The 16539-nt window shown below is 50.3% G+C and carries 16 protein-coding genes and 1 tRNA gene; 4 read left to right on the top strand and 13 right to left on the bottom strand.

Annotation, left to right across the window (positions count from 1 at the left end; translation table 11 throughout):
* The first annotated feature begins 142 nt into the window (after positions 1–142).
* Positions 143–382 (top strand): lipopolysaccharide assembly protein LapA domain-containing protein, encoded by a 240-nt coding sequence (locus H6F86_RS12685; RefSeq protein WP_190448965.1) that lies wholly within the window; start codon positions 143–145, stop codon positions 380–382.
* 60 nt (positions 383–442) lie between these two features.
* Here the strand turns inward: H6F86_RS12685 and H6F86_RS12680 are convergent, their stop codons facing one another.
* The 3 genes from H6F86_RS12680 to H6F86_RS12670 form a co-directional block, all read right to left on the bottom strand.
* On the bottom strand, positions 443–1618 hold the full coding sequence (locus H6F86_RS12680) for a helix-turn-helix domain-containing protein (RefSeq protein WP_190448964.1): 1176 nt from the start codon (positions 1616–1618) through the stop codon (positions 443–445).
* 164 nt (positions 1619–1782) lie between these two features.
* Positions 1783–2910 (bottom strand): hypothetical protein, encoded by a 1128-nt coding sequence (locus H6F86_RS12675; protein WP_242033499.1) that lies wholly within the window; start codon positions 2908–2910, stop codon positions 1783–1785.
* 172 nt (positions 2911–3082) lie between these two features.
* On the bottom strand, positions 3083–3754 hold the full coding sequence (locus tag H6F86_RS12670; protein ID WP_190448962.1) for an Npun_F0813 family protein: 672 nt from the start codon (positions 3752–3754) through the stop codon (positions 3083–3085).
* Positions 3755–4359: 605 nt separating this feature from the next.
* Here H6F86_RS12670 and H6F86_RS12660 point away from each other — a divergent pair.
* A tRNA-Arg gene (locus H6F86_RS12660) sits at positions 4360–4432 on the top strand.
* A gap of 110 nt (positions 4433–4542) precedes the next feature.
* Here the strand turns inward: H6F86_RS12660 and H6F86_RS12655 are convergent.
* Together H6F86_RS12655 and H6F86_RS12650 are read right to left on the bottom strand one after the other, a co-directional pair.
* Positions 4543–4953, bottom strand: a complete 411-nt coding sequence (locus H6F86_RS12655) for a L,D-transpeptidase (RefSeq protein WP_242033503.1) — start codon at positions 4951–4953, stop codon at positions 4543–4545.
* A gap of 222 nt (positions 4954–5175) precedes the next feature.
* Positions 5176–5832 carry a bifunctional 4-hydroxy-2-oxoglutarate aldolase/2-dehydro-3-deoxy-phosphogluconate aldolase gene (locus H6F86_RS12650; protein WP_190449054.1) on the bottom strand — a complete coding sequence of 219 codons (657 nt, stop codon included), beginning with the start codon at positions 5830–5832 and terminating at the stop codon, positions 5176–5178.
* A 270-nt stretch (positions 5833–6102) separates the two neighbouring features.
* On the opposite strand from H6F86_RS12650, the gene H6F86_RS12645 reads away from it, so the two are divergent.
* Positions 6103–6735 carry a hypothetical protein gene (locus H6F86_RS12645; protein WP_190448959.1) on the top strand — a complete coding sequence of 211 codons (633 nt, stop codon included), beginning with the start codon at positions 6103–6105 and terminating at the stop codon, positions 6733–6735.
* A 270-nt stretch (positions 6736–7005) separates the two neighbouring features.
* Here the strand turns inward: H6F86_RS12645 and H6F86_RS12640 are convergent, their stop codons facing one another.
* Positions 7006–8034 (bottom strand): class I fructose-bisphosphate aldolase, encoded by a 1029-nt coding sequence (locus tag H6F86_RS12640; RefSeq protein WP_190448958.1) that lies wholly within the window; start codon positions 8032–8034, stop codon positions 7006–7008.
* A gap of 292 nt (positions 8035–8326) precedes the next feature.
* On the opposite strand from H6F86_RS12640, the gene uvrA reads away from it, so the two are divergent.
* On the top strand, positions 8327–11383 hold the full coding sequence (uvrA, locus tag H6F86_RS12635) for an excinuclease ABC subunit UvrA (RefSeq protein WP_190448957.1): 3057 nt from the start codon (positions 8327–8329) through the stop codon (positions 11381–11383).
* A 21-nt stretch (positions 11384–11404) separates the two neighbouring features.
* On the opposite strand, the gene H6F86_RS12630 is transcribed toward uvrA, so the two are convergent.
* The 7 genes from H6F86_RS12630 to accD form a co-directional block, all read right to left on the bottom strand.
* Positions 11405–11665 (bottom strand): hypothetical protein, encoded by a 261-nt coding sequence (locus tag H6F86_RS12630; RefSeq protein WP_190448956.1) that lies wholly within the window; start codon positions 11663–11665, stop codon positions 11405–11407.
* A 55-nt stretch (positions 11666–11720) separates the two neighbouring features.
* On the bottom strand, positions 11721–12434 hold the full coding sequence (locus tag H6F86_RS12625; protein WP_190448955.1) for a rhomboid family intramembrane serine protease: 714 nt from the start codon (positions 12432–12434) through the stop codon (positions 11721–11723).
* Between the two features lie 563 nt (positions 12435–12997).
* Entirely contained in the window at positions 12998–13333 is a 336-nt protein-coding gene (gene petJ / locus H6F86_RS12620) for a cytochrome c6 PetJ (RefSeq protein WP_199322277.1), read from the bottom strand.
* Between the two features lie 176 nt (positions 13334–13509).
* The gene (petE, locus tag H6F86_RS12615) at positions 13510–13929 is read right to left on the bottom strand and encodes a plastocyanin (protein WP_190448954.1); all 420 of its coding nucleotides are present in this window, start codon (positions 13927–13929) and stop codon (positions 13510–13512) included.
* A 169-nt stretch (positions 13930–14098) separates the two neighbouring features.
* Positions 14099–14596 (bottom strand): photosystem II cytochrome PsbV2, encoded by a 498-nt coding sequence (gene psbV2 / locus H6F86_RS12610; RefSeq protein WP_190448953.1) that lies wholly within the window; start codon positions 14594–14596, stop codon positions 14099–14101.
* Positions 14597–14735: 139 nt separating this feature from the next.
* Positions 14736–15227 carry a photosystem II cytochrome c-550 gene (psbV, locus tag H6F86_RS12605; protein WP_190448952.1) on the bottom strand — a complete coding sequence of 164 codons (492 nt, stop codon included), beginning with the start codon at positions 15225–15227 and terminating at the stop codon, positions 14736–14738.
* Between the two features lie 357 nt (positions 15228–15584).
* Positions 15585–16514: an acetyl-CoA carboxylase, carboxyltransferase subunit beta gene (accD, locus tag H6F86_RS12600; protein ID WP_190448951.1), complete on the bottom strand. Its 930-nt coding sequence runs from the start codon at positions 16512–16514 to the stop codon at positions 15585–15587.
* Between the last annotated feature and the right edge of the window lie 25 nt (positions 16515–16539).

Here is a 16539-nt window from a genome sequence, read left to right as displayed (position 1 = left end):
AGCACTCATAGGTATCAGACCCGTCAGCATCGCCGACGGGTTTTTCATTATCAAACTTGTTAACAGCCTGACTACTTTTCAAACCTATGTATTCAGCAAAGCTGTAAGAATGGATCTCATCCTCCCTCAGCCTACCAACGTTATGAAAGCCCTCGCGATCCTGCTTACATCTCTTTTACTCTCTGTCTGGATTAGCGCGATCGCGATTCTTGCGATTCAGAACTTTACCCCTGTTTCGCTACGATTTTTGGGCTTTCAATCGATTGAGATTCCAGTCGGCTTAGTGCTGGCATTTAGCGTTGGGCTAGGCTTGTTAGGCACCGCGATCGCTCAACCGTTGCTAGGATTCTCCAGCTTTCAGCGAGACAATGAGGACTATTGAGACCGTTACGGAGAGCCGTGCGTTCTGAGTTCGCCGCTTCAACTCGTTAATTAACTCGTTTTACAGTGCGTAAACCTGCCCATCAATCAGTAGTCGCGTGATGCCCTTTGCCTGAAGATGCGACGACGTTTTTTGTAGCACTTGCCCATCAGGAAGCTTGATTACTCGCTGTGTCCGAGGATTGGAGTAACGTTTAGCGATGCGATGATTATCAAAGATCGGCAACGTTTTCTCTAAAGTCTCTGCTTCTGGAATTTGACCTAAATCGCCAAATTCTTTCAACGGTCGGGCAATTAACTCAGCTGCTCGATCGACCACTAAATAACAGGTACGCGGCAGTGACGCTTCCGCTAGGGGTAGCACCTGCACCAGCATTTTGCCAGCGATACGACTGCCAACCAGTAATGACCCATTTTCCAAGTCGTCATCCAGGTCATCGTCGTCTAAATCGTCGTCATCCAGCTCGTCTAAATCGTCGTCATCCAGGTCTTCTTCCTCCAGATCGCCTGTCAGATCGACCCCATCGTCAAGTAACGCTGTGCCTTCAACAATCGCAGCAGCCGTTGGGCGATCGTCAGCAGGGAGATCAACTAAGGGAATGATTGCTGGCTCGTTGGCGTCTGGTACAGCTTCTTCCAATGGGCTTGCAGCTGAGCGATCAACTCGTCCTGGCATCTTCGATCGAATCGTCGGTGGCGCAATTGAAGCGACTGGTTCAGATGGGGCTAAGGAACGTTCTGGTTCAGATGGGGCTGAGGAACGTTTTCGTAAGCGCCGCCCATTTGCATTAGCAGGCTCAGGCTCATCCACTGCCATTGTAGGGACAGCTAGAGACTCATCGACCCTGATGGGAGGCAAGGATGATATCACGACGCTCGTAGGTTCAGCGTCTAGCGGGGTTTCAACTTCAATGGCACCTGCGTCCACAACTGTAGATACCGGCTCCTCAACTATAGATAGCGACTCTTCTGGTGCTGGCGGTTCGGTCGCAATGCTTACAAGCGGCTCGGTGTCTGGTAAGGAGGGAGGGAGCGACTCGATTGCGGAACGCCCGCCACGCTTTTGCTGAATGAGCGTTTCGTATTCTGCCTCAGAGAAGCTAGTTTTAAGGATGCGGCTAATGGTGCTGTTGCTGACACCATAACGGCTTGCCAGGGTTGATGTGGTCTCCCCTGGTTGCCGATAGAGCTGCAACATTTCCTGCTTATCAGAATCAGACAGTTTTCGAGAGGTCATGCTTTAGGCTACGGATAGAACAAGCCACTTGCCTCATTCTATGCTGAACCGCCATCAATCTGAGGACAATTGCTGCATTGAAGGGAAAGTAGACACATCATTTGCAGTCGTTCGCAGTTTGGCTAACGCGATCATGTTGAAAGGGCAGATCGTCGATCGTTGTCCTATAACGAGGCACGTCTGCGCCCACTCGATCGACTACGGGCACGGCTTGACAGATCATGCTCCAGCGCAGCGCCAATGCCAAACAGCACACCGCTAAACACCCAAAACACCTCTAAAAAGCCGCCACTTTGATAATTTGGTATGTACGTTGTTGTGTACTTGAACCAAATGTCCGCAATATAAAGCGAAAAGGCAGCGGCGGCAATCATACGCCAGGATTGAGCAAACCGTCCGCCCCAGAAGGCTAGCAGCAGTGTCGTTGCAAGAATCAATAGCAACACATCGCAAACAATGTAAAAACCATTGACGTAGGACTTCAGCGGGTCCAACACATTCTCTAGGGATTTAACCCATCCTGGTGGCTCTACTTTCGGCGCAGCAAGAGCGGCTGGAGCCGTTGGGGTTGCGGCTTCAACAGTGAGCGCATTCTTATCCGCAGCCGCAGGCACAGGTGCAACGGCAGGTGGTGTTACAGGAGATGCCACAGCAGCAGGCTTTGGTTTGGCGGCAGGCGCAACTTTCGGACTGGCTTTGACTACAGGCTTCGTCGTTGGTCTGGTTGCAGGAGCAGTCTGTGCCGCAACAGGCTGTATCAGCAAGGATTGGGTCACGTTGCCACCTGCAGGGGGTGAAGAAACAAACCATGCAATTACAATGCTAATGGCTGCAATAATCGCGACGACTCCCCACTGCCACATCTCCAGACTCAAACGTCTAGAAGAAACCGCTAAAATGATGCCCAGAATCAGAAAAATATAGGTCAGGATGTAGAAAAAATCGCCGGGTGAAACGGCAGCATCCTGTCCAAGTACTGTTTCCCAATAGAAGAACAGCAGTCCACCCAGGAAATAGAACGATACCCCCAGCCCAATGCAGAGCCAGACATTACGACCACTAACAATCTGTGGGCTACGCCAGTTTCTGAAACAGAGCCATGCTGCTGTTAAATAAGCCACTTCTTCAAAAACAGTGGTGCCGATCGCATACCACTGTGGTCGGTCTTCTCCTGGTAACGACACGCTAAAGAGTAGAAAGAAGAGAAGCGCCAGCACTGCCCAGACAATTTGAGCCAGGACGAGCGTCTGTACCGAGGGGAACGCTTTGGGAGAGCTAGATGATTTGTCCAAGGAACTGCCTACCAAACTTCAAAAGGGTGACGAACATGGGCTGTTGGACAGATGACTCAACAAGGGTGCCTGCTGCAAGACTCGCATCGTAATCGAAAGTAGCAGCGATGACGCAAAGCGGGAACATTTCTTCAAGCTCATAGCCAGACGACGTTGCTTTTTAGAACAGCTGCTAGCGCCACATTTTACCTAAAGGTGACTGATTGAGCCAAGCCTGAAAAACCGTGCGATCGTTGGGTGAAAGATCTTGCAATGTGTCGATCGCTCGTTCTGCAAACGTAGTATTTCCGAAATACGCTTTTCCTATTCGGTGCAGCTCTTGTAACAGTGTATTGAGATGGTGCTCTTGCCAGGGTGGAATATGAGCCGCATCTAGAGGATCAACCGTCAGCAGATACTTGAGCGCGTCTGGTGAGTCTGCCTGGGGAAAACGCCACTGCTTAAACACCTCGGCAATATCTTTCTGAAATAGCCCTGCCTGACGATTACCTAGCAAATCTTCAATATCAATGTAAAGCGCTTGCAGCATCAGCAGGCACGCCCTGATGTAGATCGGTGTTGCCGCTGCATCTCCTCCACCAGCTTCGGTATCGGCTGCCAGTTGCTCTATGCGAATCTTGCCCCAAACGCTATAACGCTCAGGCTCTTCTAACAGTACACAAGCTTTACCCTGATTATCGGTAAGATCGCGCCAAAATGTTTTGGCATCTTCCTCCTGGCTAGCGTTGAAGACACTAATCAGGCGAAAGGTCTGCCCCTGATAGGTAAGGATCGGGATTTGCTGATCCCGCTTGGGGTGCTGGATACTGGTAATCTCAACATCCTGCCTCTTCAGAATAAACATGACGCTGCCAATTAACTCCTGTCGGGGCTGGGCGTTTGGGCGGGATCATCTGAAACGATCTCGCCAGTGGGAAAAGGAGGTGGTTTGATAAATGCGATAACAGTTAACAATGAGTTGTGACGTTGAGCTAGGAAAACTGTACCTTAATCAATTCCCATTTTTGAATTGCTAATTGACATTGCTGCAAAGATTAAAGTCTTTTAAGGTTGCTAACACAACTTAATGTGTCATAACAAAAGAGTTAAAACGCCGGAACGGGTAATGGGGTAGCTCCGACTAAAGGGCTTTTTGATAAATTGACTAGATAGAAAAGCGTTGATGTCATTAGCTAGCTCCATCAAGGCAATCGCGCAGATAGAGTCAGAGTAGCGCAGAAACCAAAAGTTGAGCATGGTTTATTACCAAAGTCCCAACTGAGTAGTTGAGCTTTGTACCCTAACTGCTGTTTGAGTCTTGGTGTTAGACTGCCTGTGCCTTCAGCTTTTCCCATCGTCTCAGTGCTTTGTCTTAAGTCAATCGTCTGGATCAAGACGATCGCTCAAAAATCAGAGCAGACGTAGGGGGTTCTTGGTTTATGCTGGTCAATATAGCGATACGTCATATAAGGACCCTTAGCTCAGTGGATAGAGCAACCGCCTTCTAAGCGGTCGGTCACAGGTTCAAATCCTGTAGGGTCCGCTTACGTTTCAAGGCTTCTAGCCCTTTGCTGGTAGAGTCGAAAACGACCAGAAACGACCGTAAAAGTAGGGGACATTTAGGGGATGCTAGCAACGCTGTGCTGGCAAGACCTAGCGTCGCACGACTACAGGTGTGCCAATTTTCGCCCAGTTGAACAGCCAGCCAGCGTGATCAACTGCTAAATTGACGCAACCGTGGCTGACGGGCGTGCCAAAGCGGTGGTGCCAATAAGCTCCATGAATGGCATAGTTGCCGTCGTAATACATGGTGTAAGGCACATCAGCAATATCGTAATCAGCGCCTCTCATACGGGCAGAACGATTGCGCGTCTGAATGGCAAATACTCCAGTCTTGGTTGGTGTTGAAGCTTTGCCTGTAGAGATCAGAATGGCGTAGACAGGTGTTTTGCCTTCCCGAGCGATGAGGCGCTGACTGGAAAGATTTACCTCAATCCACCGCTGCTTTGATTGTTCGAGCCGACGCACTGAGGTGGCGATCGTGTTGGTTTGTGCGATCAGCATAGGGGCACTTACGGGCGGCATAGCCTGTGCCGACACAGGCAAGATGGCAGTACCGATAAACACCAACAAACTCAGGCTTTGCTTGAAACTGCGTGGTGGCAACATGATCGTTCGCTCTCTGTAGATTGTTTTATACATTCCTATCTACGGTTTTTCCTGTTTAATGGCTAATGATTGAGCGAGTGTTTAAAGTGGCTTCATGGTCAGCAGCCTCTTTAGCGTTTATGGTTCACAATCTGCTGCCTTAGGGCTAGTAAGACAATGCACTAGCACCTTTGCTTGTTGGGCGATCGCACCCCAGTTGCCGTCCACCACTGCCTGTTTGGGGAATAACTGACCCGAAAGCCCAACGGCGACAGCACCAGCCGCTAAAAACGATTGGGCATTTGCCAACGTGACACCACCTGTGGGAATTAAGGGAATGTTGCCCAACGGTGCTTGCAAGCTTTGAATGTAGGCTGCGCCACCCAACGCCTGCACAGGAAAGACCTTAACGCTGCTTGCTCCTGCCTGCCACGCGCTGACAATTTCGGTCGGGGAAAGGGCACCAGGGATGATAGGTATATTTTGTGCTACGGCGAGTTGGATCAGGCTGGGAGCGACATGAGGCGTGAAGAGAAACTGAGCACCGGCGGTGATCGCCTCTCGAAGCTGCGTTTCGTGCAGTAGCGTGCCTGTTCCGATCGTGCAGTGAGGTAAGTCCTGACGCAGGCGGTCAATGAGTGTCGAGGCGCGATCGCTATTCCAGGTAATTTCAATCAGCCGCATCCCTCCTGCTGCGACTGCCTTTGCCATCTGATAGCCGCTTTCATACTGTGCCGCACGAATCACCGCGATCGCTCGAAACGTTTTTAGCAGGACAAGCCAGTCTTGAGGCATGGTAAGGTATTGCACAAAATAGGTGTAGTGGTCGATCGAGGAGCCGAAATCTACCACACTAAAACCATAGAGCAGTCAGCGATTATACTTAAGTTGTCGATGCCCTAACCAATGCTGTTTAGGAATCTGTAAGCCAGTAGTGTACCAACAAGTTGGGGTTCAACTGGTCTTTTCACGCAAGCTACTCCAGGGTGAAGCCTTCCTGGTTTTGTACCCTATTAGCCGTTTCCCGACCCTTTCAGCCGTTGCTCAAGAGGTTAGCACCAGCCCATGAACTACGCTTTACCAGAAAACGTCTTGCAACTGGCAACCAACCGCCGACCTTTAGAGCGATCGCTACTGACCAAAATTGAAGCGCTTAAAGAGAGGCTGGACACCTTCACCGTCGTTGACTCACAGAGCGAAACGGTTGGGGAAGTACGCAACCTGGTATTGTATAAACGGCAACTTCATTTGGTAGTCGTACAGCCCGATGTGCATTGCCACTGGCGCTTTGTGCTTTTGGGCAGCTCGTTGGTGCAGCGGATCAGCCTGGTTGATCGTACTTTAGTGATGCAGATAACCCAGGCAGATATGAGTTATTTGCCAGAACAGCGATCGATGACGGAGCTTTCTAGCCATAGACATTATGCCAGCACCTTTGCATCTGTGATGGCACCCGTCAGGCAATTGCCAGCATCACCAACGATCGAGCAAGCACCTATGACTTTGCTGGCACCGATCGCGCTACCAACACATGGGAAGGTTAAAGAACCGCTACTCCTTGAGCATCCTGCAACACCCAAAATGGTTGCACAGGTAGTTGATGAGCCAGGTGAGCGAAGCCCCAACAATGCAGCCAACTCAAAGCAGTACGTTACTGCTTACCCTGCTCGTCGTGACAGCGCAACGCATCCTGGTTAGAGCCGCTTAACAGTGGGGGATGCTGAAAGATGAGCTTTGGGTTGCAAGCGTAGAGCCTTCTTAGGACTTACAACTCAAAACTCATATGAACCCGGCAGCTTTTGTTCCTACGTATTTTGAAATTGCGCCATGATTGCGTAGGGTGCTGTTAGCGACAGCGTAACGCACAGAGACATGGGTTAGCGGTGCGTTACAGCGATGCCTAATAGCACTATACAGCTCTACAGCTTGTGCAAGATAAAATAGTGCGAGGTTAATAGCACCCAAAAACTAGGCAGTTACTTTCTCCATTTCAGATGCATACTGCCCTAGCGATGCTGCGCTATTGCATTTTGCACGACGATACAACTCTTTTTGAGCCGCAGAAATATTAGCATCCTCGCCTTTCCAGGCTTCTAGCGCTGCTTGATGAAGCGCACGACCGTAAGAAAAGGTGAGCTTCCACGGCAGTTGGTCTTTGAAAGTAGCATTCATGGCATTGAGATGAGCAGTTGCTACTTCATCGCTCTGCCCGCCAGAGAGAAACGCACAACCAGGAACGGCAGCAGGCACTCGCTCTCGCAAGCACTTGACGGTTAAGCGAGCTACGTCTTCCACACTCGCCTGTTGAGGGCAGTCTTGACCAGAGATAACCATACTCGGCTTAAGAATCATTTGATCAGGTTCGACACCCTGAACGTAAAGTGCATCAAAAACGGCTTTGAGTACATCGTGATGCACGGCATAACTGCGCTCTAGCGTATGGTCGCCATCCATTAGTACTTCAGGTTCAACGATCGGCACCAACCCGCCTTCCTGACAGAGCGCGGCATACCGGGCAAGAGCATTCGCGTTTGTGTCGATACAGCGGTGAGACGGAATGCCATTGCCAATTGTAATGACGGCACGCCATTTCGCAAAACGAGCGCCCATTTTGTAGTATTCGGCAATGCGATCGCGCAAGCCGTCCAGACCTTCGGTTATCGTCTCGTCAGGAGACTTAGCCAGCGGTTTTGCGCCTGCATCCAGCTTAATACCGGGGATGATGCCAGCTTCTAGCAGCAACTTGGTGAACGGCTTACCATCCTTTGTTGCTTGGCGAATCGTTTCGTCGAATAGAATCACGCCGCTTAAGAACTCACCAATGCCAGGAGTGGTAAAGAGTGCTTCGCGGTATGCCCGTCGCTTTTCTTCTGTTGTAGGAATGCCGATCTTTTCAAAACGCTTGTTGGCTGTACCGTAGCTTTCATCAGCCGCCAGGATGCCTTTACCCGGAGCGACCATTGCCTTTGCTGTGGCGATTAATTCTTGGGTATACATGGTTTGAACCTCTGTCGGGGGCAATGCATCAGCAGAGCTAGCCAATGCTTCTTAAGCCTAGCTAATCTTGCAAAATCCTTCCGTTTGCTGCATTACTCTTGAGCAGTCAGCAGTCAATGTAGAGTGTACGGCTTAAAGCTCAAGTCTGAAAGCTAATACAGCGTCAAGGTTTACCAGTTAGAAAGATTTACCCATATGGTTTAAGAGAAATTAGGCGAATAGCGAGAAGGCTTTCATCCCTGTCTCGGAGCGTAGAGCGATAGAATGGGAAAGATTATTTTTTCCTGTCTCTATGCCCGATCGCGCCAACGGTTCCAAGACTAACGGTTCTAAACAGACTGTAGCGGAGTCACATGATGGTCATCCTGCCAGTCATGCTGTTGCTCAAAATACGATTCGCATTCGAGGGGCACGACAGCATAACCTGAAGGATGTTGATCTAGAGTTGCCGCGCGATCGCCTGATCGTGTTCACAGGTGTATCTGGCTCTGGCAAGTCATCCCTGGCTTTTGACACCATTTTTGCCGAAGGGCAGCGGCGCTATGTCGAGTCGTTAAGTGCGTATGCCCGCCAGTTTTTGGGACAGGTGGACAAGCCCGATGTTGATGCGATCGAGGGCTTAAGTCCCGCCATCTCGATCGACCAGAAATCTACGTCGCACAACCCACGCTCAACCGTTGGTACTGTCACCGAAATTTATGACTATCTGCGGCTGCTGTATGGACGGGCAGGCACGCCTCATTGCCCTCACTGCGATCGCGCCATTTCGCCCCAGAGCATTGACCAGATGGTCGATCGGGTGATGGAACTGCCTGATCGCACCCGCTTTCAAGTGCTTGCTCCCGTTGTCCGTGGCAAGAAAGGCACCCACAAAAAGCAGATATCCAGTCTGGCAGCCGAAGGCTTTGCGCGGGTTCGCATCAACGGCGAAGTGCGAGAGCTGAGTGACTCGATCGATCTAGATAAAAACCAGTCGCACACGATCGAGATTGTGGTCGATCGCTTAATTAAAAAAGCGGGCATTGAAGAACGACTGACGGACTCCCTTGGTACCTGTCTGAAGCATTCTGGCGGCATTGCGGTAATTGACATATTGCAGGAGGAGTCAGCCACAAAAAGCCAGGATTCCGGTAGCAATGTGGTCGAACTCCCCACTGGCAAAGCCCTTCGTGCGGCTGAGAAAGGTGGCGACTATGGCACATCTGCTCCTACGCCCCAAGCCCCGCCTCCTACGCCCCTCGTCTTTTCTGAGAACTTCGCCTGCCCTGAACATGGCGCAGTGATGGAAGAACTGTCGCCTCGCTTGTTTTCCTTCAACTCGCCCTATGGAGCCTGCCCTGCCTGCCATGGCTTGGGTAGCCATCGCAAATTTTCGGCAGAGTTGGTTGTGCCGAACCCGGACTTGCCTGTATATGCGGCGATCGCGCCCTGGTCAGACAAAGACAACACTTACTATCTCTCGCTGCTCTGTAGTGTGGCGGCAGCATTTGGCTTCGATATTCAAACGCCCTGGAGCCAACTCACCGACGAACAGCATCAGGTGTTGCTGCATGGCTCAAAGGAGGCGATTTGGATTGAGGTGGATTCTCGCTACCGCCAGAATAAGGGCTACCAGCGTCGCTATGAAGGCGCTTTGCCATTGCTAGAAAAGCAATACCAGGAAGCTAACTCAGATACTTACAAGCAAAAATTGGAGCAATATCTGGTTGATCAGCCTTGTGCAGACTGTCAGGGCAAGCGGCTCAAACCAGAAGCGCTGTCGGTGCGGTTGGGACAATTTCAAATTGCTGACTTAACGAGCGTCTCCATTCGTGATTGTCTGAATCAGGTGAACAGCATTGAGTTGAGCGCACGGCAGGCACAAATTGCTGATTTGGTCTTGCGTGAGATCAAAGCCCGCTTGCAGTTTTTGCTGGACGTAGGGCTGGAGTATCTCTCTCTCAACCGCACGGCGATGACGCTTTCAGGCGGTGAGGCGCAGCGTATTCGGCTCGCAACGCAGATTGGCTCTGGGTTAACTGGTGTGCTCTATGTGCTGGATGAACCCAGCATTGGGCTGCACCAGCGAGATAACGCTCGCCTGCTAAAGACGCTGACCCGTCTCCGCAATCTGGGCAATACGCTGATCGTTGTAGAGCACGACGAGGAAACGATTCGGGCAGCTGACCACATTGTCGATATTGGTCCCGGTGCTGGTGTCCATGGTGGACGGATTGTTTCACAGGGCAGTCTGGAAACGATGCTGAATACGCCGGATTCGCTGACAGGGGCTTATTTGTCAGGACGAGAGGTGATTGCTACCCCTGCCCAGCGTCGATCGGGCAATGGTCGCGCTCTTAAAATCCGTCATGCCTACCGCAATAATCTTAAGCACGTTGACGTTGATATTCCGCTTGGTGCTCTCGTTTCGGTTACAGGTGTCTCTGGCTCTGGCAAATCGACGCTGATTAATGAACTGCTCTATCCCGCTTTGCAAAATCACTTTGGCAGCAAAATTCCGCAGCCAAAGGAAATGGAGCCAATCGGTGGTTTGAGTGCACTTGACAAGGCGATCGTGATTGACCAGTCGCCGATCGGTCGCACCCCACGATCCAATGCTGCTACCTATACGGGTACATTCGATATCATCCGTGATGTCTTTGCTGAGACGATCGAAGCAAAAGCCAGAGGTTATAAGCCGGGTCAGTTTTCCTTTAATGTCAAGGGCGGACGCTGCGAAGCCTGTGGCGGTCAGGGTGTGAATGTCATCGAAATGAACTTCTTGCCTGACGTGTACGTGCAGTGTGAGGTGTGCAAAGGTGCCCGCTACAACCGTGAGACGCTTCAGGTGAAGTTTAAAGGGAAGTCGATCGCTGATGTCTTGGGTATGACCGTCGATGAAGCGTTGGAGTTTTGCAAAAACATTCCTCAGGCAGCAGCACGGTTGCAAACCCTGGCAGATGTGGGTCTGGGTTACGTCCGGCTCGGACAAACCGCACCGACCCTTTCTGGTGGCGAAGCGCAGCGGGTCAAACTAGCGACTGAACTCTCGCGTCGTGCCACAGGCAAAACGTTGTATCTCATTGATGAGCCAACGACCGGACTGTCGTTTTACGATGTTCACAAGTTGCTAGATGTGCTGCAACGACTGGTAGATAAAGGCAATACCGTCCTTGTTATCGAACACAATCTAGACGTAATTCGCTGCTCTGACTGGATTATTGACCTAGGACCCGAAGGCGGCGATCGGGGCGGCGAAATCATTGCTGTCGGTACTCCTGAAGACGTTGCCGAGCACCCGCACTCCTACACAGGGCACTACCTGAAGCAGGTGCTACAGCAATACCCCCCTGTACCTGTAACGGCTTAAAGCCGTTTGCCAAGACCGACATTAGGCATGACGATTCGCTTCTTCCTGGAGCCAAGTGTCAACTGGCTGTCCATCTTTGCGGCGGAGTTCAATTTCGACAACCGTGACCTGCCCTGATCCCGGTGGAGCAGGTTTTTGGTGAAACAAAATGTCGTAAGCGGTAGGGTCTTCGTTACGCTCCTTCAGCCAGTCCTGCACTTTGAGAGTGGCAAAAAACGCTTGCCCCTGCTCAAACATTCGAGTAACCTCCATCTGGAGCGTAAACGGATTAATCCGGGGCATTGTCCATCCTCATCATGTGGCGCGCTTATTGTAACTCACAGACCACAGACGCATCTTAGGAGCTGTATGAGTTGGCTGGTTTAGAGAGTAAACCTAACAACGGACCGAGAATGGCACCAAAGACAAAGCCTCCTGCGTGTGCCCAGTAAGCCACACCGCCGCTCTCCATGCCGATATTCATCGGCGCTTCCAAGCTAGCCAAGCCATAGAGAGCTTGCTGTAGAAACCAGAAGCCTAGAAACGCAAAAGCCGGGACACGAAACGTCCAGAAGAAGAAGCCAAGGGGAATCAGGGTCAAAACTTCTGCTTTGGGAAAGCGTAGGATGTAGGCTCCCATGACACCCGCGATCGCGCCACTAGCACCTAGCGATGGTACGGATGAGCCAGACGAGACAAACCACTGAGTCAGTGCTGCGAGTGCCCCACACGCTAAATAAAAGATTAAATACTTGACGTGCCCTAACCGATCTTCAACATTATTGCCAAAAATCCAGAGAAACAACATATTGCCAGCAACGTGCAAAAAGCCGCCATGCAGAAATTGGGATGTAAATAAGGTGAGCCACTCTGGGAACGGCTGGGCTGACAGTTGACCTGAAAAACTGGCGGTTAGCTCTCTAGGAACCACTGCCCACACACGAAAAAACTGCTCAAGCTGTGGGGGTGACAGACTGAGTTCGTACAAAAACACCAAAATGTTGGCGGCAATTAACGTATAGGTTACAAACGGAGTAATGCTCGTTGGATTATTGTCGCGCAGAGGAACCACTGATTTTTCCTTGTAATGAGGTAGGACAGGAGATGGCGTACTTTGGTCAATGATCAAGCGCTTTAGGAGCTGGTCTTAAAAGTGTTTTTGATCGGTCTGAATAAAGTAAAGCAAAACAACATAGCTATCGTTCCAGCGCTCAATGAAGCGTTTGGTAGCATTTTGCAACTCTATTAAACGTGCACTACATCAATACGTTGTAAAAAATACGTTTGTGAAAATGCTTCAGTGAACAGCATGACATTTTAGAGCTTCTCAGACATCCTCTCAGGATAGATTGCTAAGTTATAAAACATTGACTGCCTTACCAAAACACAGCGCCTTTACCATCGCCTACAGAAGCGGAAAGAAGCTTGATCACTACCCTTTTCTAGTGAGAGAGACTTAGAACTGAAGCAGTCGTGCCAGTACGAAGGATATGTAAGTACAAAAAAGCTCCCTTGATAATTTCAAGAGAGCTTAAAGCCTATGTAGCATTCGTTGATCGAACAATTTTGCTGCTTTAACAGAGCACAAGTTCGATCATTGCCCAGTGATAATACATAACGCGCATTAGTAGATGCCTACCATCCCTGTTGCGATTGCTCCAAGACATAGGTAGCTACATCTTCAATCTGCTCTGCGCTTAAACGTCCACCAAAGGCAGGCATGGCATTTTTGCCTTTTGCAACCTGATGCTTAATTGCGTCTAGAGATGCCATCTCGTACTTCTCCAGAGCCTCTTTTTTTAAAGTCTTATTAGCAAGAATGACATTATTACCGCCCATGTGACAGGCAGCGCAATTAGCGTTAAAAAGTTTTTCACCGTTCACAAGGTTTGCTGCCTGTGCCGGAGAGCCTGCCATGCTAAAGATAAAAACGATCGTCGCCAGTAGCGCGATCATCGACAGTCTCTTCAAGCCGTTTCTCCTCTATCTGGATTTTAATATCCCACTCGTTTAGCTGGGCATTGAGTAACGGGTTCACGTAGACAAGGCGGCTTTAAGCGTCATCTTGCTTGCTGTGCGATCGCATGACAAAAAAGCTGGAACTACCTGCCGCATTCTGGGTAGATAGTTCCCGTTGCTTCGCGGAATTAGCCTTCAACCGTCAGTTTGCCAATCATGCCAGCACCTCGGTGAGGAGCGCAGAAGTAAGAGTATTCACCAGCCGCAAGATCTTTAGGGATGGTCAACTCATAACCTTTGCCAGGAGCCATTTCAAGCTGAGGATGGGAAAGAGATTTTGCCAAATCCTTGTCTTTGCCAGGAATTGCTTTGTCGTCGAAGATGACGTTGTGGGGAGGCACTTTGTTAACAACCCAGTTCACAGTATCACCAGGTTTGACGGTTAGGTTAGCGGGTTGGAAGACTAGCAGACCGTTATCAGCGCCCATTTTAACTGTATAAGTCTCAGCTGCTGCGGGAGCCACTGACGTAAAAAAGCTACCAACAACAAGCAGGGCAGCCAGCACGGTGAGGCAGAGGCTTTTCGTAACAAAACGGATTGATTTCATAGCTCTCTTAGTGATTTAAGCGCACTTACATCTATGGATCTTAAACCATATCTACGACAGCGCGTCGAAGAATCTAAACAGTGATGGAGAGCAAGCGATGAGACTTTATGCCTTTACAATCCTCTGAGTCATTGCACATCCTTAAACTAAGGACGTTAGAGGGTGTAGCTTACTCATCCTGAAAAATTGCGCCGCCCCATCCGGGTGCAGTTTGCGCTGCTCTCAGCACAAAACCTGCCAGACTTTCTACCTGCGCTTGCGACAACCAGCTTTCAGGTACTTGGCGGCATAAAAATGTTTCTTCAGTGCCGTCGTAGGTCATTGGTTGCCGGAAGTAAGCAACCAGGCTGCTCACGTTATCGCGTCGTGGTGTTGCGCCCTGTAACGTTGCTAGCGCTAACGACACAGTGGGATCCGGTAAGGTTGCTCCACCCACATGACAGTTAAGACAATTGCGCTCAAAGAGTTGCTTGCCAGCTGACAGTTCTTCTGCCGCAAACAAGCGAGTGTTGCCTTGTTCATCCAGTGCCAGTGGAATAGGCTCAGTGACGCGCAGGTAGCGTGTTACATAGGCATCACCGGCAGCATAAGCGGGTAACACACTGGTGAAGAGTGAACCCATAGCAATAACCAGAACCAGTAGACGAACCCAAAGAGAGCGTTGCATCTGTAAAATTCCGCTTGAATGAACTCTCGCTTGAACAAAAAAGACTTTAGACATTTAAACTCTAGACACTCGATCGGTCTATAAGTTTGATGTCTAAAGTCTTACCGTAGAAGAATGTGAGGCAGTGATGCCTAATCGCTTAATAGTAAATCTTGCCGCCGCCCCACTTGTCGCCAACCACTTTAGGCTGAAGCAAAATGTGACCCGCGATCGCAACCAGGTCGTCTTCCGTCAGGTTACGCATTTCGGGGAAGTTGTCTTTACTCTTAAGGCTAGGATGCACTTCGGCGATCGACTGTGCACCATCGTAGGTGGTGGGGTCTTTCATGTAGTCCACCAAAGAAGCCACCGTGTTACGGGGTGGTGTTGCTAGCGCCAATGATTCTGGCTCAAGACCAACATTAGGGTCTGTCTTGGTCACGCCACCAGCATGACACTGGGCACAGGCATACTGAAACAGGCGCTTTCCTTCTTTCACCTGCTTGAGACTCAGCTCAAGCGTTCCACCTTTGTCATCAAGGGGAATTGTACGAATTGCTGCATCCAGTTCAGCCGCCGAGACGTTGCCGACAAACATCTGAAAGGCGAAGAATACAGTGGCTACAACAAGCCAGATGTACCTTTTAAGCATGGTTCTCCTTACTGTGGCTCAGATATTGGGGTTATTAAGAGGATTACCAGACTCCATCAACTGCACCTGGATGCCTCAAAGCACACTCTTCAAAGCACACTTAGCAGCAGTAGCCCAGGTCATAATTTCAGCCGTACCAAAAGCACAAGCCTTAAAGAATGAGAATCATAGCCTTCACATTCACCAAAGCCAGACGGGTCTGGGGTCTAAAATGAATTCCTTTCTGATTGTACAGGCGAAGTGTACACGCTACAGAGCGGTCAAAGTTCTTCACACGTACTGCTGTCGCCTAGTGCCTGACAGCGATCGCCCATAGCCGCGATCGCTCTACAGAACAACTGTGACAACACAACGCTCTTATGCCTCTGGTGCCGTGATACTAAATGGGCGAGCCTCTGGCAAATGGGTGGGTAAGTGCGTGGGCGAGGCGGAGGGCTGATGTAAGCGGATAAGTTGAGCCAGCGTTTTTTTGAGCTGAGTCCGAGGCACGATCGCGTCTACAAAGCCATGTTTCAGCAGATATTCTGCGGTTTGGAAATCATCGGGCAGCTTTTCGCGTAAGGTTTGTTCGACCACTCTGCGTCCAGCAAAGCCGATCGTTGCCTTTGGTTCTGCCAGAATAATGTCACCCAACATGGCAAAGCTAGCGGTAACGCCGCCTGTCGTAGGGTGTGTAAGGACGGGGAGGTAAAGCAGGCGGGCAGCACGATGACGTTCTAAAGCGCCAGAGATTTTTGCCATTTGCATCAGGCTGAGCATCCCTTCCTGCATTCTGGCTCCGCCTGAGGCGCAAATAATAATGACTGCAAGCCGTTCGCGGGTGGCACGCTCGATCAAACGAGTCAATTTCTCACCAACTACAGAACCCATGCTGCCGCCCATAAAGCGAAAATCCATCACGCCCAGCGCAACTGGCAATGTATCAAGCTGACCAACGCCAGTTTGAACAGCATCTAAAAGTTTGAGCTTATCTTGGGTTTCACGGAGCCGATCGCTGTAAGGCTTGCGATCGCGAAACTTAAGGGGATCGGTAGCATACAGCCCTTCGTCAATGGCAATCCAGGTGTTGGGATCAATCAGTTGACGAATACGCTCGTCGCTGTAAACCCGAATGTGGTGATTACACTCTAAGCAAACCATTTGATTAGCACGTAGGTCTTTGGTGTAGGTCAGCACATCGCACGCCTCACACTTTGCCCAAAGCCCATCGGCAATCTCTCGTTCCTGACGATCTTTGCTGATAGGACCAGCTTTTTGCCGATTAGCGAACCAATCAAATAATGACATAGGTGCGGTAGTTCCTTACTTTTTG

The sequence above is a fragment of the Phormidium sp. FACHB-592 genome (assembly GCF_014695795.1).
Classification (GTDB): domain Bacteria; phylum Cyanobacteriota; class Cyanobacteriia; order Leptolyngbyales; family Leptolyngbyaceae; genus Stenomitos.
Note: the sequence above shows the minus strand (reverse complement) of the source record. Positions and strands in the feature narration are given on the sequence as shown.